Annotated in this window: 25 protein-coding genes; 9 read left to right on the top strand and 16 right to left on the bottom strand. The window is 35.1% G+C overall.

Translation table 11 applies throughout. The features are described 5' to 3' along the window. Nucleotides 1-179: 179 nt before the first annotated feature. Both apaG and CDH49_RS00685 read right to left on the bottom strand, forming a co-directional pair. On the bottom strand, nucleotides 180-566 hold the full coding sequence (gene apaG / locus CDH49_RS00690) for a Co2+/Mg2+ efflux protein ApaG (RefSeq protein WP_100610988.1): 387 nt from the start codon (nucleotides 564-566) through the stop codon (nucleotides 180-182). A gap of 107 nt (nucleotides 567-673) precedes the next feature. Further along, nucleotides 674-1,924, bottom strand: coding sequence for a type IX secretion system plug protein (locus tag CDH49_RS00685; protein WP_100613399.1), 1,251 nt, complete (start codon nucleotides 1,922-1,924; stop codon nucleotides 674-676). A 152-nt stretch (nucleotides 1,925-2,076) separates the two neighbouring features. Between CDH49_RS00685 and CDH49_RS00680 the strand changes: the two genes are divergently transcribed. The 6 genes from CDH49_RS00680 to nqrF all read left to right on the top strand — a co-directional run bounded on the left by CDH49_RS00680 (nucleotide 2,077) and on the right by nqrF (nucleotide 8,168). After that, entirely contained in the window at nucleotides 2,077-3,435 is a 1,359-nt protein-coding gene (locus CDH49_RS00680; protein ID WP_100613398.1) for a Na(+)-translocating NADH-quinone reductase subunit A, read from the top strand. After that, a complete protein-coding gene (locus CDH49_RS00675; protein ID WP_100613397.1) occupies nucleotides 3,432-4,658 on the top strand; it encodes an NADH:ubiquinone reductase (Na(+)-transporting) subunit B in 1,227 nt (408 codons plus the stop codon). The genes CDH49_RS00680 and CDH49_RS00675 overlap by 4 nt, the downstream gene beginning before the upstream one ends. A 2-nt stretch (nucleotides 4,659-4,660) precedes the next feature. Then, nucleotides 4,661-5,413 (top strand): Na(+)-translocating NADH-quinone reductase subunit C, encoded by a 753-nt coding sequence (locus CDH49_RS00670; RefSeq protein ID WP_100613396.1) that lies wholly within the window; start codon nucleotides 4,661-4,663, stop codon nucleotides 5,411-5,413. A gap of 4 nt (nucleotides 5,414-5,417) precedes the next feature. Beyond that, nucleotides 5,418-6,062 (top strand): NADH:ubiquinone reductase (Na(+)-transporting) subunit D, encoded by a 645-nt coding sequence (locus CDH49_RS00665; protein WP_100613395.1) that lies wholly within the window; start codon nucleotides 5,418-5,420, stop codon nucleotides 6,060-6,062. Between the two features lie 74 nt (nucleotides 6,063-6,136). Beyond that, nucleotides 6,137-6,856 carry an NADH:ubiquinone reductase (Na(+)-transporting) subunit E gene (gene nqrE, locus CDH49_RS00660; protein ID WP_100613394.1) on the top strand — a complete coding sequence of 240 codons (720 nt, stop codon included), beginning with the start codon at nucleotides 6,137-6,139 and terminating at the stop codon, nucleotides 6,854-6,856. Between the two features lie 4 nt (nucleotides 6,857-6,860). Beyond that, a complete protein-coding gene (gene nqrF, locus CDH49_RS00655) occupies nucleotides 6,861-8,168 on the top strand; it encodes an NADH:ubiquinone reductase (Na(+)-transporting) subunit F (protein ID WP_100614429.1) in 1,308 nt (435 codons plus the stop codon). Nucleotides 8,169-8,241: 73 nt separating this feature from the next. On the opposite strand, the gene CDH49_RS00650 is transcribed toward nqrF, so the two are convergent. The 3 genes from CDH49_RS00650 to CDH49_RS00640 form a co-directional block, all read right to left on the bottom strand. After that, nucleotides 8,242-8,703, bottom strand: coding sequence for a Na(+)-translocating NADH-quinone reductase subunit F (locus CDH49_RS00650; RefSeq protein WP_100613393.1), 462 nt, complete (start codon nucleotides 8,701-8,703; stop codon nucleotides 8,242-8,244). A gap of 136 nt (nucleotides 8,704-8,839) precedes the next feature. Next, nucleotides 8,840-11,392: an ABC transporter permease gene (locus CDH49_RS00645; protein WP_239970533.1), complete on the bottom strand. Its 2,553-nt coding sequence runs from the start codon at nucleotides 11,390-11,392 to the stop codon at nucleotides 8,840-8,842. Continuing rightward, the gene (locus tag CDH49_RS00640) at nucleotides 11,392-12,075 is read right to left on the bottom strand and encodes an ABC transporter ATP-binding protein (protein WP_100613392.1); all 684 of its coding nucleotides are present in this window, start codon (nucleotides 12,073-12,075) and stop codon (nucleotides 11,392-11,394) included. Before CDH49_RS00640 ends, CDH49_RS00645 begins: the two co-directional genes overlap by 1 nt. A gap of 56 nt (nucleotides 12,076-12,131) precedes the next feature. Here CDH49_RS00640 and CDH49_RS00635 point away from each other — a divergent pair, with 56 nt between their 5' ends. Continuing rightward, entirely contained in the window at nucleotides 12,132-12,833 is a 702-nt protein-coding gene (locus CDH49_RS00635; protein WP_239970531.1) for an arylesterase, read from the top strand. A gap of 29 nt (nucleotides 12,834-12,862) precedes the next feature. Here CDH49_RS00635 and CDH49_RS00630 read toward each other — a convergent pair whose 3' ends face one another. Next, nucleotides 12,863-14,302 carry an SLC13 family permease gene (locus CDH49_RS00630; protein WP_100613391.1) on the bottom strand — a complete coding sequence of 480 codons (1,440 nt, stop codon included), beginning with the start codon at nucleotides 14,300-14,302 and terminating at the stop codon, nucleotides 12,863-12,865. Between the two features lie 120 nt (nucleotides 14,303-14,422). On the opposite strand from CDH49_RS00630, the gene CDH49_RS00625 reads away from it, so the two are divergent. Both CDH49_RS00625 and CDH49_RS00620 read left to right on the top strand, forming a co-directional pair. Continuing rightward, a complete protein-coding gene (locus CDH49_RS00625) occupies nucleotides 14,423-14,800 on the top strand; it encodes a Na(+)-translocating NADH-quinone reductase subunit F (protein ID WP_100613390.1) in 378 nt (125 codons plus the stop codon). A gap of 52 nt (nucleotides 14,801-14,852) precedes the next feature. After that, nucleotides 14,853-15,830 (top strand): FAD:protein FMN transferase, encoded by a 978-nt coding sequence (locus tag CDH49_RS00620; RefSeq protein ID WP_100613389.1) that lies wholly within the window; start codon nucleotides 14,853-14,855, stop codon nucleotides 15,828-15,830. Between the two features lie 103 nt (nucleotides 15,831-15,933). Here CDH49_RS00620 and CDH49_RS00615 read toward each other — a convergent pair whose 3' ends face one another. The 10 genes from CDH49_RS00615 to fbaA all read right to left on the bottom strand — a co-directional run bounded on the left by CDH49_RS00615 (nucleotide 15,934) and on the right by fbaA (nucleotide 26,516). Beyond that, nucleotides 15,934-16,701, bottom strand: coding sequence for a class I SAM-dependent methyltransferase (locus CDH49_RS00615; RefSeq protein WP_100613388.1), 768 nt, complete (start codon nucleotides 16,699-16,701; stop codon nucleotides 15,934-15,936). Between the two features lie 25 nt (nucleotides 16,702-16,726). Then, the gene (locus CDH49_RS00610) at nucleotides 16,727-17,089 is read right to left on the bottom strand and encodes a GxxExxY protein (protein WP_262496601.1); all 363 of its coding nucleotides are present in this window, start codon (nucleotides 17,087-17,089) and stop codon (nucleotides 16,727-16,729) included. A 66-nt stretch (nucleotides 17,090-17,155) separates the two neighbouring features. Next, entirely contained in the window at nucleotides 17,156-17,974 is an 819-nt protein-coding gene (gene map, locus CDH49_RS00605) for a type I methionyl aminopeptidase (protein ID WP_100613386.1), read from the bottom strand. Nucleotides 17,975-18,066: 92 nt separating this feature from the next. Next, nucleotides 18,067-18,477 carry a BT0820 family HAD-type phosphatase gene (locus tag CDH49_RS00600; protein WP_100613385.1) on the bottom strand — a complete coding sequence of 137 codons (411 nt, stop codon included), beginning with the start codon at nucleotides 18,475-18,477 and terminating at the stop codon, nucleotides 18,067-18,069. Between the two features lie 48 nt (nucleotides 18,478-18,525). Beyond that, a complete protein-coding gene (gpmI, locus tag CDH49_RS00595) occupies nucleotides 18,526-20,043 on the bottom strand; it encodes a 2,3-bisphosphoglycerate-independent phosphoglycerate mutase (protein ID WP_100613384.1) in 1,518 nt (505 codons plus the stop codon). 188 nt (nucleotides 20,044-20,231) lie between these two features. Beyond that, nucleotides 20,232-21,245 (bottom strand): glycosyltransferase family 2 protein, encoded by a 1,014-nt coding sequence (locus CDH49_RS00590; protein ID WP_100613383.1) that lies wholly within the window; start codon nucleotides 21,243-21,245, stop codon nucleotides 20,232-20,234. A gap of 157 nt (nucleotides 21,246-21,402) precedes the next feature. After that, nucleotides 21,403-23,664, bottom strand: coding sequence for a polyribonucleotide nucleotidyltransferase (locus CDH49_RS00585; protein WP_100613382.1), 2,262 nt, complete (start codon nucleotides 23,662-23,664; stop codon nucleotides 21,403-21,405). A gap of 234 nt (nucleotides 23,665-23,898) precedes the next feature. After that, nucleotides 23,899-24,168, bottom strand: coding sequence for a 30S ribosomal protein S15 (gene rpsO, locus CDH49_RS00580; protein ID WP_100613381.1), 270 nt, complete (start codon nucleotides 24,166-24,168; stop codon nucleotides 23,899-23,901). 147 nt (nucleotides 24,169-24,315) lie between these two features. Continuing rightward, nucleotides 24,316-25,173 carry an acetyl-CoA carboxylase, carboxyltransferase subunit beta gene (gene accD / locus CDH49_RS00575; RefSeq protein ID WP_100613380.1) on the bottom strand — a complete coding sequence of 286 codons (858 nt, stop codon included), beginning with the start codon at nucleotides 25,171-25,173 and terminating at the stop codon, nucleotides 24,316-24,318. A 275-nt stretch (nucleotides 25,174-25,448) separates the two neighbouring features. Further along, the gene (gene fbaA / locus CDH49_RS00570; protein WP_100613379.1) at nucleotides 25,449-26,516 is read right to left on the bottom strand and encodes a class II fructose-bisphosphate aldolase; all 1,068 of its coding nucleotides are present in this window, start codon (nucleotides 26,514-26,516) and stop codon (nucleotides 25,449-25,451) included. Nucleotides 26,517-26,520: the final 4 nt, after the last annotated feature.

Here is a 26,520-nt window from a genome sequence, read left to right as displayed (position 1 = left end):
AATTGCACACAATAATTACATGCTGATAAATATAATTATTATCTCACAAATAATTCTACATAATAGAAATTCTATTTCTCTTTTTTAAAATTTACATGGTTGTGCGGAGGAAAGCCAGCCCCAATATAATTTCGATAAAATTTAACAGATTGCTTCGTCGCTCACTCCTCGCAATGACGTTAGTTTATAGCAAAAGGAGCGCTTAACTTAAATGTAGGGATGTTAACTTTAAAGTTTTTAGCAGTAGTAAAGTTAATCATGCTGTAATGTCCAGACATGGCACCAAAAGGAGAGGTTAGCAAACAACCAGACGTGTAGGTGTGCGATTCGCCAGGTTTTAAAACCGGTTTTTTGCCTATAACACCTTCGCCAGACACAATTTCTACATTGTTTAGGGCATCCAGAATTTCCCAATGGCGTGCGTTAAGCTGCACGGAATCCTTACTTTGGTTCTCAATAGTTACGGTATAACCAAAAGCGTACTGTATTTTATAGTTTTTATAAAACGAGCCTTCGAAGGTAGTTTCCACCGAAATTTTTATGCCTTTTGTTACTTGTTGAACCATATTTGATACTACTGAGAGTTGTATTTAATGCTGCTAAATTAATAAATATTAATATGTTAGCCGAATTTTTAAACGTGTTTAAAATAAATTATAACGATTAATTAACTTTAATTGGAGATATTTATGGAACTGCCTTCACCCAAACCAATGATTTTGTCGTATCGGGCACCTAAATCCCTATAATAAACAAGCACTTTATAATTGTTTTCGGTTTGATAAAAATTGCCGCTAACGGCGCCTTCATCTAAAGTATTGTCATTATTAACAACCATATACTTATAATTGTAAAAGCCTTGTTTTAGCAACATCTCATTTTTATAAAGGTTGTCCTGTTCGTCGTAAACCATTTTATTGCTTTCTTCTAAAGCATAATTGTTATAATTGCCGTATACATAAATATCCTTGTTTTTAAACGAAGGGTCTGGTAACAATGAAAAATGCATCCATACATAATCGGCTTCAATACTCGGATTTGTAGCATCTATGCTAGTAATTAAATAATTCCCGTTAATGTCTGGATTATATGTATAGGGCCTTTTCGCCCTCGAAAAATTGGTGAATAAATAATTATGGTACAAGTCCTTTAAATCAACATATTGAATGCCCGTATTGGCGGCGCGGACGTCTTTATTTTCAAAATACAAATATTCATTACCGCCCCAAAAGCTGGTTTCATGGTCGTATTTATAAATTAACTGATTGCCAATGGTATATTGCGGTTTTAAGTTTGAAATGGCGGTATTTAAATTATTGTTTTGAACAATAACCACATTAACATTTTCCTTTGGGTTGTTAAGTTGTAAGTTGTTTGAAGTAATAACAATGTCCACGCGTTGCTTGGCTTCTATAAACTCAATGGCTCTAGAACGTTTAAGGCTAACGCCAACAGTGGCAGTATCTTCATAAATCATGAACTTTCTTGAAAAAACCAATTCATCATTATTATTAAATATTTGCATCATGTAATTCCCCGAAATCTTTAACCGTTTGGTTTGCTCATTGGGAATGGTGAGTTTATAATGGGAATAAATTTGGTAGGTGTTAAATGAGTTTTCGTAGTTTCTGATGCGTTGGTTATCAAAACCATCCATATACTCTGTTTTTACTAACACCGAAGGCGTCCAATCATAATTATAATGTTGAATTTTATAGTAATAATCATCTTCATTGCCATTTAGTGCATCAAATTCCAAAACCAAATACTCGCCAAGTCTTAAAACAGGCAATTGACTTTCAGCGGTATTTCCTTTAAAGTAAATGGTTTTTATAAAATCTGGTGGATTGACTTCGCGAACCTGGCAAAAGGCCATAGCAAACATGGAAGTGAAGTAAGATAAGAAAATATATTTAAGCGGCATTTTAAAGCAGTTTTTGTAAATATAAACAAAATTTATGCCCAAAAGTAAGCATATGCCATTCTATACAAAAATCTGTTAATTTATTATGAAAACTGGTTTTTTAATTTGTAAATTTGCACCGATTTTTAGACAATAATTTCAATAAAAAAAATATGTCAAAAGACATTCTCATTAAAAAAGGTCTAGACATTAAACTTAAAGGTGAAGCTGAAAAAACCCTTGAAAAGGCAATTTTAAGCAACTTTTATACTTTAAGGCCTGAAGATTTCCACGGACTGACCCCCAAATTAATTTCTAAAGTTGGATCAATAATAAATGCAGGAGACCCTGTGTTTTATGATAAATCCAATGAAAACATCAAGTTTGTTTCTCCCGTTTCTGGAGAGGTTATAGAAATTAATCGTGGTGAAAAACGCAAAATATTATCTGTAAAAATTCAAGCAGATAAAACACAAACCTATAAAGATTATGGTAGTGTTAATCCAGATACAGCTAATGCAGAGGCTATAAAAGCGCGTTTATTGGAATCTGGATGTTGGGCATTTATTAAGCAACGTCCTTACGATGTGATTGCTAACCCAAACAAATCGCCAAAAGCCATCTTTATTTCTGGTTATGCAACAGCGCCCTTGGCAGCCGATTTAGATTTTACCCTAAAAGGTAAAGAAAGAGAGCTACAAGCAGCTGTTACTGCATTAGGTAAACTTACATCAGGCAAGGTACATGTGGCGATTGGAAAATCTTCAACCTCACCGTTTGCTGGGTTGTCTGGAATTACTTTGCACAAAGTTTCTGGACCTCATCCATCAGGAAATGTTGGGACATTAATCAATAAAATTGATCCTGTAAATAAAGGTGAAGTCGTTTGGACCGTTAATGCGCAAGATTTAGTCATTATTGGCGAATTGCTTTTAACAGGTAAATTTAATGCAGAGCGTATCGTTGCTTTAGTTGGGTCTTCCATAGAAAAACCAAGATATTTTGTTGCTAAACTTGGTTGTGAAGTTGCTACCATTATCTATGATAAAGGGATTCCTCAAGATGCCAATGTAAGAATCATTTCAGGAAACGTATTAAGCGGAAAACACATAAAGCCAGATGGTTATTTAGATTATTACAGTAATGTAATTACCGTAATTCCAGAAGGTGACGATTATGAATTGTTTGGTTGGACCAAACCGGTTTTTAATAAAGTTTCAACCTCAAGAGCCTTAACGTTTTCATGGTTAAATCCTAAAAAAGAATACGAGTTAGATACCAATACCAATGGTGAACATAGAGCTTTCGTGACTACAGGTAATTACGAGGAAGTGTTTCCTTTGGATATTTACCCTATGCAAATCTTAAAAGCATGTATGTATAAAGATTTAGATGAAATGGAAGCTTTAGGCATGTATGAAGTGGCTCCTGAAGACTTTGCGTTAACAGAGTTTATTTGTGTGTCTAAACAACCACATCAAGATATTATAAGAAAGGGCTTGGACTTAATGCTTAAAGAGATAGGAGAATGAGTTTAAAAAGTAATTTACACAGTTTAAAGGAAAAGTATAAGGGCACTAAAATGGCGCCTGCGTTTAATGCGCTACATACTTTTTTATATACGCCAAATGATACCACGCACAATGGTACCCATATTAAGGTGGCAGACGATTTAAAGCGTACCATGAATACGGTTATATTAGCCATGCTCCCATGTTTGATATTTGGTATGTTCAATGCTGGTTATCAACATAACTTGGCAGTTGGTGATATTCAGGCAGTAACTTCTGGTTTTTTTAGTTCAGAATTTTGGACCTTAGATAATTTCATGATTGGTTTCTGGAAAATCATCCCATTGGTTATCGTTTCCTATGGTGTTGGTTTGGGCGTGGAGTTTTTATTCGCCGTTATTAAAAACCATGAGGTAGAGGAAGGGTATTTGGTAACAGGGATGCTTGTGCCACTTATTGTACCTATTGATATTCCATTATGGATGTTGGCCATTGCCGTTATATTTGGTGTTGTTATTGGGAAAGAAGTTTTTGGCGGTACCGGAATGAATATCTTAAATCCGGCATTAACTATTAGAGCCTTTTTATTCTTTGCTTATCCAACTTGGATGAGTGGTGATAAAGTATGGGTTGAAGGTGCGGTTCAAAGAACAAATGATATTGCTGCGGGGGCTAATTTAGATGCCATTTCTGGTGAAACGATTTTAGGAAGTTTAGCTCAAGGTAAAGAAATCGCATATTCGGTGTCTGATATGTTTCTCGGGTTTATTCCCGGTTCCATTGGAGAAACGTCCACATTACTCATTATTTTGGGAGGTTTGTTTTTAATCTTTACCAAAATAGGAAGCTGGAGAATTATGTTGTCATCGGCATTAGGAGCCATCGTTATGGGATTAATCTTCAATCAAGTGGTTAGTGCAGGGATTATCACGGAAAGCAGTAAATTTTATGGTTTAATGAGCACTCCTTTTTGGGAACATTTAATCATAGGAGGTTTTGCTTTTGGAGTTGTATTTATGGCAACAGACCCTGTAACGGCGTCACAAACTAATAAAGGAAAATGGTATTACGGATTTTTTATAGGATTCATATCCATTTTAATTAGAGTCTTTAACCCTGCTTACCCAGAAGGAGTGATGTTAGCCATTTTATTAATGAATGTATTTGCACCTACCATCGACCATTATATCATTCAAGGAAATATTAAACAGAGATTGAAACGTGTAAAAGTTAAAACAGCTTAATTATGGAAAATAGAACAGATAAAAATTCATATACCATTATTTTTGCCATTGTTATGGTTTTAGTTGTGGGCTCTGTTTTAGCATATGCAGCGTCTTCATTAAAAGGAAAGATTTCTGAAAACCAGCGTATTGAAAAGCAACAAAACATTTTGTATGCATTTGGTATCAATGAAAATGATGAAACTAGCGCCAATTTTGTGTCTGCTGATAAAGTGGCTGGTGAGTTTTCAAAATATGTTACCAAGCAATTGGTGATTCAAGATGGAAATGTAACAGAAGATGACCAAGCCTATTTGATAGATGTTAAAAAAGAAAAATCAGGTGCTAAAGATGATGCCTCGAAAAGACGTTTGCCATTGTTTGTTGGTGAAGTAGATGGTAAAACTATTTATGTAGCACCAATTCATGGTAAAGGACTTTGGGATGCTATTTGGGGTTATGTAGGAATGGACGAAAACATGGTGGTACAAGGCGCTTATTTTGACCACAAAGGTGAAACGCCAGGTCTTGGTGCCAATATTAAAGAACGTTTCTTTATGGATGATTTTATTGGCGAACACTTATTAGACGAATCTGGTGAATTTAGAGGCATTACAGTAGCTAAGGGAAATGCAGATCCTAAAAATGATAGAAAGACCGATAATGCCGTTGATGCTATAGCTGGTTCAACCATTACTGGTGATGGGGTTACTGCTATGATACGAAGTGACTTGAAGCTTTATGCTCCTTATTTTAAATCTTTAAAAAACAATTAACAACATGGGACTTTTATCAAAAAAAGACAGCAAATTAATACTGGATCCATTAACAGATAATAACCCAGTTACCATACAGGTGCTTGGTATTTGTTCGGCATTGGCTATTACGGCACAGTTAAAAGCATCTATTGTTATGGCGCTTTCAGTTATAGTGGTATTAGGAGTTGGTAATGTTGTTATTTCTTTAATGAGAAATATTATACCTTCTAAAATTAGAATCATTGTGCAACTAGTGGTGGTAGCTGCCTTAGTAATCATTGTAGACCAAGTTTTAAAAGCATATTCGTATGAACTAAGTAAAACCTTATCGGTTTTTGTTGGATTGATTATTACCAACTGTATCATCATGGGACGTTTTGAAGCATTTGCTTTGGCTAATGGGCCTTGGAAATCATTTCTGGATGGTATTGGTAATGCTGCGGGTTATGGCTTAATATTAATAATTGTTGGTTTTTTTAGAGAACTTTTGGGTTCAGGTACGTTATTAGGATTTAAAGTATTAGGAGACCCTATCGAAAAAACAGGTTTATATGCTTTAGGATATGAAAATAACGGTTTTATGTTATTGTCGCCAATGGCATTGATTGTTTTAGGAATTATCATCTGGATTCAACGTAGTAGAAATAAAGCTTTAATAGAAGACTAAAAAATTAGTTAGCAGTCACAGTATCCATTTTACAGAACTGAATACTTAAAACTGCGACTGAAAACTTAAAAGATATGGAACACATAGAATTATTTTTCAAATCAATATTTATAGATAACATGGTATTTGCTACATTCTTAGGGATGTGTTCTTATCTTGCGGTATCTAAAAAAGTAGCTACAGCAGTTGGTTTAGGTGCAGCAGTCATTTTTGTATTAGCTATTACAGTTCCTTTAAATTGGTTATTGGATCAATATTTATTACAACCAGGTGCTTTAAAATGGTTGGGTGCAGAATATGCCGATTACGATTTGAGTTTCTTATCATTCATCATGTTTATTGCAACCATTGCAACCATGGTACAATTGGTAGAAATCGTTGTTGAAAAATTTTCACCTTCTTTATACAATTCGTTAGGTATCTTTTTACCACTTATTGCTGTTAACTGTGCTATTTTAGGAGGCTCTTTATTTATGCAATCTCGAGAAATTCCAACCTTAGGATTGGCATTTAACTATGGTATTGCTTCAGGAATTGGTTGGTTTTTGGCTATCCTTGCCATTGCAGCCATTCGTGAAAAAATTAGATACTCTAATGTGCCACCAGCATTAAGAGGCTTAGGGATTACATTCATCATTACAGGATTAATGGCGATTGGATTTATGAGTTTTGGTGGGATGCTAACAGGAGGTGATGAACCTGCTGAAAAAGAAGTGAAAACCGTAAAGGTTGAAGATTCTACTAAAGATAAAACAGAAAAAGAGTTAGCTAATAACACTAAAATAATTGAATAATATGATGATTTTAGCAGTAGGGACATTAGGAACAATTATAGCTACGGTAACCGTATTTTTAATAATCACCATATTATTAGTGGCATTGTTATTAGTAGTAAAACAAAAATTATCGCCCTCAGGGCCAGTAAAGATCACCATTAATGGTGAAAGGGAAATAGAAGTAAGTTCGGGAGGTTCCTTACTTTCAACATTAGGAAACCAAAAAATATTTTTACCATCCGCTTGTGGTGGTGGTGGTACGTGTATTCAATGTGAATGTCATGTACTTTCTGGAGGTGGTGAGGCATTGCCTACTGAAACCCCGCACTTCACACGTAAAGAATTACAGCATGGAGCACGTTTGGCATGTCAGGTTAAAGTAAAACAAGACATGAATATCACTATTCCTGAAGAGGTTTTTGGTATTAAAAAATGGGAAGCAACCGTTGTGCGTAATTATAATGTGGCGTCGTTTATCAAGGAATTTGTTGTTGAAATTCCAGAAGATATGGGCTATAAAGCTGGAGGTTATATTCAAATAGAAATACCTGCATGTGAAGTGAAGTATTCAGATATGGATATTACAGCACATCCTGAAGAACATGAAACCCCAGATAAATTCCAAGCTGAATGGGATAAATTTGGTTTATGGTCATTAGTTATGAAAAATAACGAAACGGTTGAAAGGGCTTATTCTATGGCGTCTTACCCAGCAGAAGGGCGTGAAATCATGTTAAACGTTCGTATTGCTACACCACCATGGGATAGAAATAAAAACGGATGGATGGATGTCAATCCAGGAGTAGCATCATCTTATATATTTAATCAGAAAAAAGGTGATAAAGTGACTATTTCCGGACCTTACGGTGAGTTCTTTATCAATGAGTCTAATTCTGAAATGTTGTATGTTGGTGGTGGTGCTGGTATGGCTCCAATGCGTTCTCACTTATATCATTTATTCAAAACCTTAAAAACAGGAAGAAAAGTAACTTACTGGTATGGTGGACGTTCTAAACGTGAGTTGTTCTACTTAGACCATTTTAAACAATTGGAAGATAGTTTCCTTAATTTTAAATTCTATTTGGCATTATCTGAACCTTTACCAGAGGATAATTGGAAAGTAAAAGCAGACATTGATGCGCCTGGAGATGGTTTTGTTGGGTTTATACATAATTGTGTGATTGATAATTATTTAAGCAAACACGAATCGCCTGAAGATATTGAATTGTATTTCTGTGGACCGCCGTTAATGAACAAAGCAGTTCAAAAAATGGGAGAAGATTTTGGTATCCCAGATGAACACATACGTTTTGATGACTTTGGAGGATAATCTAAAATATTCATTATAACAAGAAACCCAACACAGAATGTGTTGGGTTTCTTGTTTAAGATGCTTGAATAATTTAAAGTAAAACGTCTTTTAGTTTATATCTGGGCTTGTCATTTTCATATTCAAATAATTTAGAATAATCCATGACATTTGGAATATTATCCAATCTGCAAAGAAATACTATAACAGCACTTAAGCCATCAAATAAAACATCTTTGCTAGTTGGATTTTTAGGTTTGCTGTTTTTATGATGAATAGGTAATTGATAGCCACATGCTTTTAAAAAGATGGCTTCAATTTTTAATAATTCTAAAGGTGAATAGCCATTAAATTTTCTGCCAAGCGATTCATGAACTTGTCCAACATAATTTAGTTTCAATGAGCCATGATGGTCTGATAAATGTTTCCAACTATCCGTATTATCTAAAATATTGCCAACAGCACATTGTTTACAACATTCAGGATGTAGTTCATGGTTGTGAAATGCTATATATAGTTTTTTTATGGCCTGCTCTAAACGACTTGAAGTTTCCATTTTTTATTTCTAAGATATAAAAAAAATGGCAATTTATTATTTCGGAATTTCATTTATATCATTCAAATTAAATTTGAGTTCTTCAAAACTAATAAACCCATTTAAGATATCATTGTTATTTCAAAAGTACTTCTAGCTAGTTATTTTCTTTTCTTAATACTTCTAAAGGCGTATTTTTAATAACACTCCTGCTATTGGCTAGACCAATGCCAACCACTAAAAGTGTAATCAAAGGAAACAGAACAACAAAGGGAATAATGGAAGGTGTAAAGGGTGTTTCAAAAATCCACAATGCCAATAATTGACTGCTTACCAAAGAGAGTAAAATGCCCGTCAAGCTACCAATGATTCCCAAGTAAGTATATTCCAAGGCTATCATTTTAAGTATCTGACTGCTTTTGGCACCTAGAGTTCGGAGCAATACACTTTCCCTAATCCGTTGGTGTTTACTGGTACGCACGGCACCAATCAGCACAATAATCCCTGTAAGGATACTAAAGAATGCCATAAAATTGATAATCCAACCAATTTTATCCAACAGTTTTTCAACCACATTTAATATTTGTCTCAGATCCAAAATAGAAACATTGGGAAACTTAGTTACCAATTCCTGTTGTAAAATAGCAGAAGCCTGTTCGTTCGGAACATAGGTGGTAATCACTCTAAATTGGGGAGCATTTTCCAAAACACCTCTTGGGAACAACACGGTAAAATTCGGTTGCATCGTGCTCCAATCAACCGATCTAATGCTACCCACAACCGTATTAATTAAAACACCTTGTACATTAAAGGTAATGTTGTCACCAACGGCTACTTGGGTATCTTCAACAAAATTATCACTTACCGAAATAGGAACTAAATCGGTCGAGGTTACCTCAGGAGTAAATGTACCTGATTGTAATGTTTCTGAGGCCATAAGCGTATTGCGATAGGTAACACGAAATTCGTGGCTTAATACCCATCTGCGAATTGTGGAGGTTCTGTCCTCACGTATTTCGTTCACGGTTTTTCCGTCAATGCTGTGAATACGCATGGTTACAATAGGAATGTTGTCTACCAAAGGATAGGCTTTATCAGTAATGAGGGAGGCAACTTGGTCTGTTTGTTCATTTTGAATATCGAGTAATATCATATTTGCACTATTGGCTTTCCTTTCAATAGATGCTTGCGCCAACAATAGATTCTTACTAAAAAACAATGTACTAATCAAAAACGTTCCTACGCCAATGGTCATTACTAATACAAGGGTTTGGTTTTTTGGACGATACAAATTCAGCATACTTGTTCGAGCCACAAATCCCCAGGAATGGGGAAAGAATTTTTTTATCGCTTTCATAAAACCATGGGCTATGCCACCCAATATTAAAAAGGTTACGATGATCCCAATAAGAAAGGCAAAAGCGAAGGTGATATCTTTTAACAACCAGTATGCAAACAAAAAAATAAAAGAAAATATGGCAACCAATACAAGCAACCCAGCTTTTATTGACTTCGAATTGTTATTTTCCTCAATACGAAGTGTCTGTAATGGCGACGTGTATATAGTGCCAATCAACGGGTATAAGGCAAATAAAATGGACATAAAAACACCGAGTAATATACCCGAGTAAATGGCCGTGGGGACGAATGCTATTTGAACTTCTACAGGTAATAAGCCTTGCAAAATCAAAGGAAACAATTGTTGCAACAATAATCCAACCAATGTTCCAATAAAGCCACTCACTAAGCCTACAAAACCAATTTGAAGGAGGTAGATTAAAAAGGTTTGTTTTTTGGTGGCTCCCAAACATTTTAAGATTGCTATAGATCGTAGTTTTTCTTTAATATAAATATGAACCGCGCTGGCAATACCCACGCAACCCAATAACAACGCGATAAAGGCGACAAGATTAAGAAACTTACCAAAATTGTCGTAGCGTCTTCCCAACCTTTCACTGGTTGTTGTATGAATGTCCAAATCAGCGTCTATGGCATGTAGCCTATCACCTAGACTTTCATTTAGCAGCTCAAGGTCCGTTTCGGGTTTGGCCACAAAATAAAACTCATAATCCAACCGACTACCTGTTTGTACAAGTCCTGAAGCCTCGATATAACTATAGGGAATAACTACGGGTGGTGCAATTGAACTGGACAAAGAATTACTGCCCGCTATCGATTTTAAGGCACCTCCAATTGGCAATGTGGCGTTTCCTATTTTTATAGTATCTCCCACCTTGAGTCCAAATTGTAGCATTAGCGTAGCATCAACCAATGCCGTTCCTTGTTCTTGGTAGGTAGAGGCAGCTGTTACTGGTTCGGTTTCCATAGCACCATAAAAAGGAAAATCGCCTTCAATACCTCGTACTTGTGCCAACTTTGACCCTTCTTGATTTGGAAAAGCCACCATGGAAGCAAAACTAATTTCACGGGAATCGAAACCTCCCAATGAATCCATAATGGCAACTAAACTATCGGTGGGGGCTTTATCACTATCAATCTTAAAATCACTTCCCATTAAAGATTTGGACTGAGAGGCAATATTACGTTTTAGATTGTCGCTAAAGGATTGTATGGAAACTAGTGCGGCTATTCCCAATACAATCGAGGCCATAAAAAGCATTAACTTTTTCCAGCTGGCTTTACCATCGCGCCATGCCATTTTTAATAGCCAACCTAATCCTGCTTTTGAAATATTTGTTTTTCTATCCATTAAGCCAATGTGATATTTTCAACAATGCGTCCACTTTTAAGTTTAAGGATGTGCTTGGTTTTTTGTGCCAGTTCTATGTCGTGGGTTACAATGATTAGGGTTGTGCCTAATTCTTTATTAAGTTCGAACAGCAGCTGAATCACTTTTTCCCCAGTTTCAGCATCAAGATTTCCAGTGGGCTCATCGGCAAATAGTATGGTCGGACTATTGGAAAACGCTCTTGCTAATGCCACCCGCTGTTGTTCTCCTCCCGATAATTGTGAAGGATAATGATGTGAACGGTCGGCAAGTCCTACTTTTTCCAAAAGTTCCATAGCTTTTTTGCTGGCAAGTTTATTACCTTGGAGTTCTAGTGGTACGGCGACATTCTCTAAAGCCGTTAGTGTTGGCAACAACTGAAAATCCTGAAAAATAAAGCCTACCTTTTGGTTGCGAAGTTGGGCACGATCATCTTCACTTAAATTGCTGGTTTCAGTGTTGCAAAGTTCGATGGTACCAGAATCGGGTTGGTCTAACCCGGCACACAACCCCAGTAATGTAGTTTTTCCACTTCCTGAAGGGCCTACTATAGAAAAAGTATCCTTAGCCTCTACTGAGAAACTGATATCCTTGAGAATGGTGAGTTTTTTTGAACCACTGAAATAACTTTTCCCTAAGTTATTAACGTTTAATATCTTTGTCATGAATTTTTTAGGGTGTATTTTTATATATCCGACAAATTAGAAAAATGATTTTAAATATGTCTTCCAAAGCTATGAGAATCCTGTTAATCTTTTGTTATATTTTATTGTTGATTACCAGTACATCATGTCGTGAAACAAACGATAAAAACACGCCAACTTCCAGTGATGACGTAGAGGTTGCAGATAGCTTGCAAGCTACAATATCTAAAGATAAGGTTATTTTATGTTTCGGAAACAGTTTAACTGCCGGTATGGGATTAGATGTAGAGGAAGCCTTTCCAGCTGTAATACAACACAAATTGGATTCGTTGGGTTTATCCTATAAGGTTATAAACGCTGGTATAAGTGGAGAAACCACGGCAGGCGGGAAAAATAGAGTAGAGTGGATTCTGAATCAAAAAGTGGATATTTTTGTATTAGAACTTGGTGCCAATGACGGTTTGCGTGGGATTCCACCCAATGAAACAAAAAATAATTTGCAGGCTATTATTGATGTCGTTAAAGAAAAAAATCCCGATACAGAGATTATTTTGGCAGGCATGCAAATGCCCCCAAACTTAGGGGAAGATTACACCACAAAATTCAAGACTATTTTTCCAGAATTAGCAGAGAAAAATAATATAAAACTTATTCCTTTTTTACTTGAGAATGTAGCAGGTATTCCAGAATTGAACCAAGGTGATGGTATTCATCCCACTGTACAAGGTCAAAAAATATTAGCAGAAAATGTGTGGGTGGTATTAAAGGACATACTATAAGTTAAAACTGATCAAGAACTTTTCTTTGCTTAAAAGACTAAAGGCACAAAAAACTTAAATACCAAAATCAATAAAACCACCGAAATCAAATTCAAAATCAACCCTATTCTTGCCATGTCATTTATTTTAACATATCCACTAGCAAAAACGATGGCATTAGGTGGTGTTGCCATAGGCAGCATAAATGCACAACTGCTGGCTATAGTGACTGGAATTAATAAATAAAGAATCGGAATATTCAATCCAATAGCGATACCAGCCACCACAGGGGCCAAAACGGCTGTAAGTGCAACATTGCTCATTAATTCGGTCATAAACAACATCAAGGTAATAAGTAATGCCGCCATTAAAAGGATGCTAATCTGACTGGTAGAAATTGAGGTAGCAATTATTTCTATGATGCCGCTTTCAGACATGCCATTAGCTAGAGCCAAACCCCCTCCAAATAAAATTAAGATACCCCAAGATAGTTTTTGGGTGTCGTTCCAATTCAATATAAAATCACCTTGTTTTAAATTAAAGGGAATCGTAAAAAAGGCCAAAGCTCCAAAAATACTTATCATGGTATCAGAGAGGCCCAATCCCGGAATTAACGAATTAATGGGAACTCTAAAAATCCATAAAAAAACCATGATACTAAATATTATAAGCACCTGTTTTTCCTTAGCTGATGTTTTTCCAAGCTTTATTAACTCGGCATTAATAACATCTTTTGATGCATTAAAAACAAGTCCTTTACTTGGAAACATCCACTTCACCATCACAAAGTAAATAATAGTAATTAGAATGATTGAAATCGGTAAACCTATCAGCATCCATTTAAAAAAGGATACTTCAATTTGGTATACATTCTCTAATAAGCCTATTAGAACAGAATTTGGGGGTGTGCCAATAACAGTAGCAATGCCGCCTGCATTTGCCGAAAACGCGATGCCTAGCATTACACTAAGAGCAAAATTCTGGTCTTTTTTGGTATACCCGTCCGCATCATCCATCAAAAGGGATATCACCGACATGGCAATGGGAAGCATAACCACGGCACAAGCCGTATTGCTAATCCACATACTCATAAATCCAGTAGCAATCATAAAACCAAGAATTACTTTATTAGGACTAGTGCCCGTTTTTTTTATAATGGTTAAGGCAATGCGTCTATGAAGATTTACTTTTTCTATGGCCAGTGCCAATACAAAACCACCAAAAAACAGGAAAACAATCGGACTTCCGTAATTAGCACCAACATCATCAATGCTCATAACCTTAAAGAGTGGAAATAGTAAAAGAGGTAATAAAGAAGTTACCGAAATGGAAACAGCTTCTGTAATCCACCAGCAAACCATCCATAAACCAATGGCAATGACGGTATCTGCTTTTTCAGATAACATTTCAAAGGGTAAAAACTGAACAATTAAAAACAGAATTGGGCCTAAAAAAAGACCTATTTTTTTTGAAGTAGGATGTTTTGGCATGTACTTATTACGTTGGTTTAGCGATTTTAAAGTTACACATTTCTAGCTTTCCCAAGTAAAGAGCGATTCAATTTGTGAATGTATTATTTGTAAAATCATGGTTTATTGTATTTTTGTAACATGAGCAAACCACTTAATCAACAAGAATTGCACAATCTTGCCATGAACCATGTTGGCAAAGATTTAGAAACGCGTGGATTTGAGTTTATAGCCATTAACAGTAAACTTAAAAAGCACCCACAGTTTGTATGCATGGATAAGAACAAACAGTATTATTTTGTGATAGTAAGGGCCGTTATGCTGCCAGAGAATCCAAATAATTACGATATTCTTTGGATGGAATCATTTAAAGAACATGCAAGGGAAAACGATGCTAAAGTGTTATATGCAGGCGTTGGTGTTGGAAACCCTGATGGAGACCATTTGCCCATTTATTTAAATGAAGAATACTTAATAGAATACAACGGTATTCAAGTTTTAGAAACCAATCTGAACTGATTTGATATTTTTGCGCAGGCAGGCATCTAATTAATTAAATCATAAAAACCAAATGAACAGAATCTTTACTTTATTAATTTTTGTATGCTGTTTATCTTGTAATAAAAATATTAAAAACACGAAGCTTTCGGGAGCGGTTTTTGGTACGACTTACAATATCACGTATCATTCTGAAATTAATTTTGAAAAGCAATTTGACAGCTTGTTTAGAGTTATTAACCAATCCATGTCAACATACATAGACGATTCTGATATTTCAAAAATCAATAGAAATGAATCAGTAAAAATTGATGAACATTTTATAAAAGTTTTTGAAGCCTCTAAAGTTATTCATCAATTTACCGAAGGTGTTTTCGACCCAACCATTGGTGATGTGGTTAACGCTTGGGACTTTGGACCAGAAGGAAAAATAGTGAATCTTGATAGTCTTAAAATTGATAGTTTAATGGTATCTGTTGGTTTTGATAGAGTAAAACGTTTAGAAAACAGTATTATTAAGGACGACCCAAATGCTTTTATCGATTTTAATGCCATTGCTAAAGGTTATGGTGTTGATGTTATTGGTGAGTTTTTAGAAAGCCAACATGTTGAAAATTATTTGGTTGAAATAGGCGGTGAAATAAGAGCCAAAGGTGTGAATATTGAAAAAAACCAAGAGTGGAAAGTGGGAGTTGAAATGCCGCATTTCGATGGTACACAATCCATTTTAAAAGCCATTTCACTCAAAGATGAATCCATGGCGACTTCTGGCACTTACAGAAAATTTAAAGTAGATGAAAATGGTAAACGCTATTCGCATATTATTGATACCAAAACGGGTTATCCAAGTGCGACTAATTTATTGAGTATTTCAGTTATTGCAGAGAATTGTATGATGGCTGATGGTTATGCAACGGCTTTTAAGGCTATGGGTATTGAAAAAGTAAAAGCGTTTTTACAACAGCATCCGGAACTTAAAGTGTTCTTGATTTTTGAAAATGATAAACAAGAATTAGAGACCTTATTGCTTAATGGGTTTCCTGAAAATTAATTGTCATTGACCTCGGCGAATCTTCGATTTGTGAAAAGAGGAATCTATTAATATAATAAAAGGATAATATTTATTAGATTCCTGCCTTCGCAGGAATGACAAATTACTTATAAACCACAGGAATGATTTCGCCTTTTGCCAAACAATATTTGGTAATGTCTTCTTCTGAAAGTTTAGAAGTATAATCAACTTCTTCAACTTTAAAACCAATAGATCTTAATTTATTAAAATAATCTAAGCCATAGATGCGTACATGATCGTATTGTCCAAAAATTTTAGAACGCTCTTTTTTGTCAGTAATGGTATTGTCTTCAAAAGTGGTTTTTCTGGATACATCTTGCGGAATTTGAAAAATGCCCATGCCTCCAATTTTCATAACTCTATACAGTTCTTGCATTGCTTTGGTGTCATCTGGAATGTGTTCCAATACATGATTACAAAGTATGACATCAAAACTATTATCTTCAAAAGGAAGATTACAAATGTCTGCTTTTACATCGGCCAGTGGAGAATTTAAATCCGTTGTGGTGTAATCCAAATTTTCCATGGATTTAAATCGTTTGTAAAAAGCCTGTTCGGGTGCAAAGTGGAGAACTTTTTTATGGGAAGTAAAAAAATCCGTTTCATTTTTTAGGTATAGCCACAATAATCGGTGTCTTTCCAAACTTAATGTGGAAGGCGATAATACATTAGGGCGTTGTTTTCCATATCCATACGGAAGAAAGGTTTTGAAATGTTTGCCGTCTATAGGGTCGGTAAACTTATTTCCTTTTAAGAAAAAGGCCAAAATAGGACGAGTAAGATAGCTCAACCTAATGAGAAGAGGCCTAGGTATTGTATTTAGAAGAAGTTTGAAAAGTTTTTTTGACACGAATTTCACAAATTTTCACAAATCACTATAAAACAATTCTTTTATAGTTTAAACTGTCTTCACCAAAATTAATCAAAAGTCCTAGTTTTAATTTAGAAATAGCTAGATAGTTTAAAGTTTGCTTGATGTTTGCGGGATGAAGACAACTAATAGCCTTAAGTTCTAGAATAATTTTATCCTCAATAATAAAATCAGCCTTATATTTATGTGGCAATAAATTGCCTTTATAATTTATATCAAACGTCTTTTCTCTTGAATAATTAATATTATTGTCAACAAATTCGATTTCTAACGCGTCACTGTAAACAATTTCATTAAATCCTTTCCCTAATTCTCTATGAACTTCCATGCAAATACCTATTATTTTATAGGATTCTTCTCTATAAATTAATGACTCATTTAATTTGTGGAAATTAGTGAAATTAGTGTGAGAATTAGTCCTGTCATTATAATTCTAAAGCACTAATGCTTTTTGTCTAAATTCCTCCTCTTCATTAGAAATAATACCCAACGCATCATGAACATAAGCAAACGTGGAAAGGATTTCTGGATTTCCATCAATAATAGCAACGTCATGTTCAAAATGCACACTTGGTTTACCGTCTAAAGTTACAATGGTCCAGCCGTCTTTAAGTTGTTTTACGCGGTGAGTTCCCATATTAATCATGGGTTCTATGGCAACTACCATGCCTTCAATAAATTTCTTTCCTTTACCTCGTTTTCCGTAGTTTGGCATTTCTGGGTCTTCATGCATTTTTCTTCCTAAGCCATGACCAACTAATTCCCTTACCACACCATAACCATGATCTTCACAATATTTTTGAATGGCATAGCCAACATCGCCAACTCGATTATTTATTTTAAATTCCCTAATACCAGCATACAATGATTCTTTGGTAACTTGAATAAGTTTTTTCGTTTCTGGGGCTACTTCGCCTATTTCAAAAGTGTAAGCGTGGTCGCCATAAAATCCATTTTTTAAAGCACCACAGTCTATAGACACGATATCACCTTCCTTTAACGGGATATTTGTTGGTAAACCATGAACAACAGCTTCGTTAACACTGCATAGTAAGGTGGAAGGGCAGTCATACAAACCTAAAAAACCAGGAAGGGCATCTTGAGCCCTTATAAAATCTTCAGCAAGTTTGTCCAGTTGCTTGGTAGTGACACCAGGTTTAATCTCTTTGGCGAGCATTCCCAATGTTTTTGATACGATTAAGGCGCTTTCGCGCATTAATTCAATCTCTTCTCTTGTTTTTACTACAATCATCTTTTAAAAAATAAAGGCAAAGATACTTAAAATTAAAATGTTTGGAATTTTGAATGTGTATTGGGTTTATAATTCTTTTGAAGTGCAGAAAACTATTTTAAAAAATCGAAAAATCCTTTCTTCTTTTCTAATGAAATAGGACGCTCATCCGAATTTATAAGCAAATGGTATATTTCGCCCCAACCTAAAAATCCGCCAATGTTTCTATCATCAATAAATAAATCGGCATGTATTTTTCTGCTAAAAGAGCCGTCAAATTCTTCTTCTGGAAAACTTTTATTTACGGCATAAAAAAAGATACCATGTGATTCGCAAAATGCGACGGCTTCATCTAATTTATCGCCACTTCGATAGGTCCATAAGATAAGACGATGCCCCTCTTTTTGAAGTTTTTGTAAGGTTTCAAAAGCGAAAAGCATGGGTTTGCCGATTTTTGGATAGGCATCTTCAACGATGGTTCCATCAAAATCAACTGCTATTACAAGTCCGCCATTAAAATTCATCAATCTGGGTATGATTTTATTGTAAAGTTATAAATTTTCACCTAAAATCTAAACTAATGAATGTCTGGTCATTGCTTTTGGTTGTTCTACACCCATTAATTTAAGAATAGTAGGAGCAATATCTCCTAAAACACCATCTTGAATACGGTTTAAATCGTTATCAATTAAAATAATTGGGACAGGGTTTGTTGTATGGGCCGTATTTGGAGAGCCATCTGGGTTAATCATGGTCTCACAATTACCATGGTCTGCAATAAGCAGTGTTGTATAGCCATGATTCAATGCTGTAGTTACAACCTCTTTAACGCAGATATCTACAGCTTCGCAAGCTTTAATAGCAGCTTCCATAACACCTGTATGCCCAACCATATCGCCATTTGCAAAGTTTAAACACACAAAATCCACTTCGCCTTTTTCAAGTTCAGGAATTAAAGCATCTTTTAATTCAAAAGCACTCATTTCAGGTTTCAAATCGTACGTAGCCACTTTAGGTGAATTTCTTAATATTCTGGTTTCACCTTCAAAAGGAATTTCTTGTCCGCCAGAAAAGAAAAACGTTACGTGAGGGTATTTTTCCGTTTCGGCAATTCTGATTTGGGTTTTATTGTTTTTTGATAAAACCTCACCCAAAGTCTCTGTTAAATTGTCTTTATTGAATACAACCTTCACATTTTTATAGGTATCGTTATAATTGGTAAGCGTTACATAATATAAATTAAGCTTGTGCATATTATGTTCGTGAAAATCTTGTTGTGATAAGGCTTCTGTAAGCTCGCGACCGCGATCTGTTCTAAAGTTGAAGAAAATAATAACATCATCTTCTTTTACGGAAGCAATCGGATTGTTGTCAGCATCAACAGCAATAATAGGTTTTATAAACTCATCGGTAATGTCATTTGCATAATTACTTTCAATAGATGCTACAATATTCGATGACTTTTCACCAATACTATTTACAATAGCATCATAAGCTAGTTTAACACGTTCCCAACGTTTATCTCTGTCCATGGCGTAATAACGACCTGTAACGGTAGCCAGTTTTGTAGGTGTGTTAATTAAATTATTTTGTAAATCCGAAACAAAGCTAGCACCAGATTTTGGGTCTACATCACGACCATCAGTAAAGGCATGGATATATGTTTTTTTTAACCCAAAGTCGTTTGCTGCCTCAACCAAACCATATAAATGAGAGAAGTGGGAGTGTACCCCGCCATCACTAAGTAAGCCAAGAAAATGAACACTTTTATTATTGTTTTTGGCATAATTAAAAGCATCAACCAATACTTTTTCGGTATTTAATGTTTTGTTTTGAACAGCCAGATTAACCTTTACCAAATCTTGATACACAATACGACCAGCACCCAGATTCATATGTCCTACTTCGCTATTTCCCATTTGACCTTCTGGTAAACCTACATGTAAGCCGTCGGTACGCAAGGATGCATTTGGATATTTGGTATATAAAGAATCTATAAAAGGGGTGTTGGCATTATCTATGGCCGATACTTTTGGGTCTGGTGATTTTCCCCAGCCATCAAGAATCATAAGGATGACTTTTTTGTTCATTTTTATAAGAATTTTGTAATGCAAAAATACGGAAGTTCGAGACAATAGCCTTAAAAAGTAGGCACAAAAACAGAGGGATTAATGCTTTTTAAGAGTGAAATAAAATAAAGTTTTTTTAAACGGTTATATGATAAAAAAACTTTAAAAAATAACATTTAAGTAGTGTACTCTAATTTTTAAACATACTGCTATCTTTTCAATAGTCTAAATATTTTTATGCTTGGAAAAAGGAGCCATTTTCTGTTGTATACAAAAGTAAGTATCTGATATAGCTTGCTTTTATAATCTGAAGTAGACAAAAATTTATTTAAAGGGTAAGCCCCAATAAGTTTAAGATCGGATAATATTTCTTTTAGCATTGAAATATTCAAATTAGTTTTGACAAACCTACTGATTAAAATAAACGCATAGTGTTGTTGTTTTACATCTATGCGTTGAAAGACCTTTTTGTTAGTAATGCCTTCGCTAATTAGATCCTTTTTGAGTTCACCTAATTTATGGATTGCAAAACACATATCTTCCATATGTGTTTTAACGTGCTCCATTGATTTTTTTCTAGTAATTGAATTAATAGATTTTCTATACCTATAAACATCATAATCTACACGAGCTATTCTTTGAGCTTTGCTTATGAGCGTTGGCGTGAAGTAGGAATCTTGTAAAAACTTTCTATTGTAGAAACTGAATTTATTATCTAAATAGAAAGACCTTTTAGTTATGTACCACCATACTTCTGGCATATAATTGTATGTTGCCATGAAATCAATGCCATTATAAATATTATCTACTTCAATGTCTTTGTTTGTGTGTTTTGAGTCTACTTGGTTGCTATCCGTAACATTTTTGGATTTAAAACCAATGACATCTAGGCTATGTTTTTCAATTAACGTAATTAAAGTGGCCAACGTGTTTCTAGCTATATAATCATCTCCATCTAAAAAATAAATATACTTACCTTTTGAGAGGTCGACTCCTAAATTTCTAGATGCTCCTAAGCCGCTATTTTTTTGAGATTTTAGAAGTATATTGGAATGCTTTTCTGTAATCTGTAATACTTTTTTTTCAGTATCATCTGTAGATCCGTCGTTTATTAATATGATTTCAAATTCATGGAGTTGTAAATCCTGGTTGTAACAACTTGTTATACAAGTTTCTATATAGTTTCCAACATTGTAAGCTGGAATAATTATACTTAACTTCATAGTTAAATATAATTATTTTTTTTGTTTTAAACTTTCTATAAAATTGATGGCGAACATTTAAAAATTGATAAATCCATTGTTGATTACCAATAAATCCAAATAAAAAAGCTGCCAAAAATAAATTTGACAGCTTTTAAATTATAAGAATAAAAGGAATTTAATCTTCTTTTCTATCTTCTCTAGGTCTTCTATCATCACGACGGTTATCACGTCCGCGATTATCACGACTTCCACCTCTATTATCACGTCCACCACGGTCGTTATTCTCTCTTGGTGGTCTTGCAACATAACCTTCTGGTTTTTCCAATAATGCTTTACGGGATACTTTTTCTTTACGGGTTTTTGGATCAACACCAAAATACTTCACATTAAAAACATCGCCCATATTAACTACATCAGTAACATTCTCGGTACGCTCCCAAGCTAGTTCGCTTACGTGCAATAATACTTCGTTTCCTGGAGCATCTAAATATTCTACTACAGCACCAAAATCAAGCATTTTAATCACTTTTACTTCATACGTTCCGCCAACTTCTGGTTTGAACATTAACGAGTCGATTTTAGCTAACACAGCATCAATACCAGCTTGATTGGTTCCTAATATTTCAACAATACCTTCTTCGGTAATTGGGTCTTCATTAATAACAATCGTAGTTTTAGTTGCTTTTTGTAATTCTTGAATTACTTTTCCACCAGGACCAATTAAGGCACCAATAAATGCATTAGGAATGACACGTGTAATCATTTTAGGAGCATGTGGTTTCACATCGGCATTTGGTTGCGCAATGGTTTCAACCAGTTTTCCTAAAATGTGTAATCTTCCAGCTTGTGCTTGTTTTAAAGCATTTACTAAAATTTCATAAGAAAGACCTTTTACCTTGATGTCCATTTGGCAAGCAGTAATACCATCGGCAGTACCAGTTACCTTAAAGTCCATATCACCTAAATGATCTTCATCACCTAAAATATCAGACAACACTGCGTATTTTCCAGTTTCAGCATCAGAAATTAATCCCATGGCAATACCAGAAACCGGTTTTTTCATTTGAACACCAGCATCCATTAACGCCATTGTACCAGCACAAACTGTTGCCATAGATGAAGAACCGTTAGATTCTAATACCTCAGACACGACTCTTACTGTGTAAGGACAATCGGCAGGAACCATGTTTTTTAAGGCACGTTGTGCCAAATTCCCATGTCCTACTTCACGACGAGACGTTCCTCTTAAAGGTTTCGCTTCACCAGTTGAAAAAGGTGGGAAGTTATAATGTAAATAGAAACGCTCTTCGCCTTCAAACGATGGCATATCTATTTGGTTTGCTTCTCTAGAAGTTCCTAAAGTAACGGTTGCTAAAGCTTGAGTTTCTCCACGGGTAAATATGGAAGAACCATGAACAGATGGTAAATAATCTACCTCACACCAAATAGGTCTGATGTCCGTTGTTTTTCTTCCATCCAAACGTAAACCTTCATTCAACGTTAAATCCCTAACCGCTTTCTTTTCCGCTTTGTAGAAATACTTAGAAACTAAATCTCCAAAATCGGCTAATTCTTCTTCAGTAAATGTTGCCTTTACTTCTTCTTTAATCGCTTGAAAAGCAGCACTGCGTTCATGTTTTGCTGAAGCAGCTCTTGCTACGGCATACACTTTATCATAGGTTAAAGCTTCCACTTTTTTTGCTAAAGCCTCATCTTCACGTTCTGCCTCATAAGTACGAGTTTCTTTTTTACCAAAAGCTTCTGCTAATTTTATTTGAGCAGCACATTGTACTTTAATAGCGTCATGTGCAAACTTAATGGCTTCAACCATTTCTTCTTCGGAAATCTCATGCATTTCACCTTCAACCATCATGACTGAATCTGCTGAAGCACCAATAACCATATCCAATTCAGAAACTTCTAATTGAGCTCTTGTAGGATTGATAATTAATTGACCGTTTATACGACCCACTCTCACTTCTGAAATTGGACATTCAAAAGGAAAATCAGATAATTGAATGGCAGCAGAAGCGGCTAATCCAGCCATAGCGTCTGGCATAACGTCGTCGTCATGAGACATTAACTGAATCATTACTTGTGTTTCTGCGTGGTAATCTTTTGGGAATAGCGGACGTAATACACGATCTACTAAACGCATGGTTAATACTTCGCCGTCACTTGGTCTAGCTTCTCTTTTAAAGAAACCGCCTGGATAACGACCCGAAGCAGCGAATTTTTCGCGATAATCTACCGTTAATGGTAAAAAGTCTATACCTGGACTTGCATCATAGTTAGATACAACTGTACACAAAAGCATACATTTTCCTGATTGTACAACAACAGAACCGTGGGCCTGTTTTGCTAATTTTCCGGTTTCGATGGAAATTGTGCGTCCATCACCAAGGTCAATGACCTCTCTAAAAACTTTTGGAATCATAAATTTTTTAATTCTAATTAAACAATGGTCGTTGTGTTGTTGTGTGTAGTTGTTGTGTGACCAATGAAAAACTATAATAAGCTTCTTCTATTTTACGTCATTGCGAAGCAAATTTTTAATTTGCTGTGGCAATGTGTTTCTTTTAAAAAGATTACCACGTCGTTACACTCCTCGTAATGACACTGTAACTATGTTATCTCTAAAACAAAAAAGAGGCTAAAAAGCCTCTTTTTATTATTTTCTTAATCCTAATTCTTTTACTATCGCACGATATCTTAAGATATCTTTCTTAGTTAAGTAATCTAGTAAGCTTCTTCTTTTACCTACTAATTTTACTAACGAACGCTCTGTATTATAATCTTTACGATTCTTTTTTAAGTGTTCTGTTAAGTGATTAATTCTGTGCGTAAATAACGCAATTTGACCTTCAGCAGAACCGGTATCGTTTTTTCCTTTGCCGTGTTTTGTGAAGATTTCTTCTTTTACTTCTTTTGCTAAATACATGCTAATATTATTGTAAATAATTGTTATGTACACGAAAGTCTATCTTTCGAGCGGCAAATATAGTAAAATTTAATGATTTGCAAGCCATTTAAATAAAAAGACCTGAAGGTTTGAAAACCAATCAGGTCAATACGTTGTATTATTATTTTAAGCTCTTAAAGGCTTATTCAAAATTAAATCTAAGTACTGGTTCACTTTATCTTTTAGCTCTTTTCTAGGGGTAATAAAATCCAAGAAGCCATGTTCTAACAAAAATTCAGAGGTTTGAAATCCTTCAGGTAATTCTTTACCCGTAGTGTCCCTCACAATTCTAGGGCCAGCAAAGCCTATCAAGGCACCAGGTTCAGCAATATTAATATCGCCCAACATAGCGAAAGATGCTGTAGTGCCTCCTGTGGTGGGGTCTGTGCACAAAGAAATATAGGGGATGCCTGCCTCTGCCAATTGTGCCAGTTTTACGGATGTTTTAGCCAATTGCATTAATGACAAAGCAGCTTCCATCATACGGGCACCACCAGATTTTGAAATAACCAATAAAGGAATATTGTTTTTTAAGGAATAGTCTGCTGCTCTCGCAATTTTTTCACCTACAACACTTCCCATGGAACCACCAATAAAAGCAAAATCCATACATGCTATCACCAAATCTTTTCCTTTGGATTTACCAACAGCAGCGCGAACCGCATCCTTCAATTTTGTTTTTTCTTGAGCAGCTTTTAGCCTATCAGGATATTTTTTGGTATCGACAAATTTTAGAGGGTCTTTAGACTCTAAATTGGCATCTAGTTCTTTAAAATTGTTATCATCAAAAAGAATTTCAAAATATTCGTGACTTCCAATGCGTACGTGATAACCATCCTCTGGGCTTACATAGAAGTTCTTTTCCAGTTCTTCTGCATCAACAATTTTGCCTGTGGGTGATTTATACCAAAGACCTTTTGGAGTGTCCTTTTTCTCTTCGGTTGTAGTAGTTATACCTTTTGTTTTTCTTTTAAACCAAGACATATGTGATTTATGATTTTAGATTTACGATTTTAGATTTAAAAAACCTTGTACATCGGTATTTTCGTTAAGGATCGTTGCTAAGTTCTTTTTGAGAAACACCTAAGGTGTAAATTTAAAAATGAAAAAGCAAAAAGCCCGACTACAAAATTAAGGCTTTATTTTAATTTAGTAGTCAGGTCATACTTTTTTTATTAATTGAATTTTTATATTACTTAGATTGTAGAAATGAAAAAATCCTGCTTTTAGCAGGATTTTTATATACTTAATGAATCTTTTTATAGTGTATTTACGTTGTTAAGATCTGCAAAGGCTTGTTTTAAGCGCTCTATAAATGTAACTTCACCAGCACGTAACCATACACGTGGGTCGTAATATTTTTTATTTGGTGAATCTGGGCCATCAGGGTTTCCTATTTGACCTTGTAAATAGTCTTTTTTGCTATTCATATAATCACGAATACCACTCATAAACGCATATTGCATATCGGTGTCGATATTCATTTTAATAACACCATAGCTGATGCCTTCACGAATTTCTTCAACAGTAGAGCCTGAACCACCATGGAATACGAAATCTATATGATTGTGGCCAACCCCATATTTTTTAGACACATAATCTTGGGAATTCTTTAATATTTTTGGAGTTAATTTTACATTTCCTGGTTTGTAAACACCGTGAACATTACCAAAAGCCGCAGCAATAGTAAACTGACTGCTTATTTTGCTTAATTCTTCGTAAGCGTAAGCGACTTCTTCTGGTTGTGTATAAAGTTTAGAATCGTCTACATCTGTATTATCAACGCCATCTTCTTCACCACCTGTAACTCCAAGTTCAATTTCTAAAGTCATGCCCATTTTGCTCATTCTAGCTAAATATTGCTTACATATTTCTATATTTTCTTCAATAGGCTCTTCTGATAGGTCTATCATGTGGGAACTAAAAAGCGATTTGCCCGTTTCAGCAAAATGTTTTTCACTGGCATCCAGCATGCCATCCACCCAAGGTAAAAGATTTTTAGCACAATGGTCTGTATGAAGAATAACAGGTACCCCATAAGCTTCAGATAAAATATGTACGTGTTTTGCGCCTGCAATAGCGCCTGCGATAGCTGCTTTTTGACCTTCATTACTCAAGCCTTTTCCAGCATTAAATTGTGCGCCACCGTTTGAAAATTGTATGATAACAGGTGCATTTAATGCTTTTGCGGTTTCTAATACACCATTTATAGTATCTGAACCAATAACGTTTACAGCCGGTAAAGCATAGCCATTTTCTTTTGCATGCTTAAAAATAGCTTGAACTTCGCTGCCTGTAGCAACACCTGGTTTTATGTTGTGTCCCATTTTT

It is taken from the genome of Confluentibacter citreus (assembly GCF_002807055.1).
Taxonomy (GTDB): Bacteria; Bacteroidota; Bacteroidia; order Flavobacteriales; family Flavobacteriaceae; genus Confluentibacter; species Confluentibacter citreus.
This window is presented reverse-complemented; position numbering and strand designations above follow the sequence as displayed.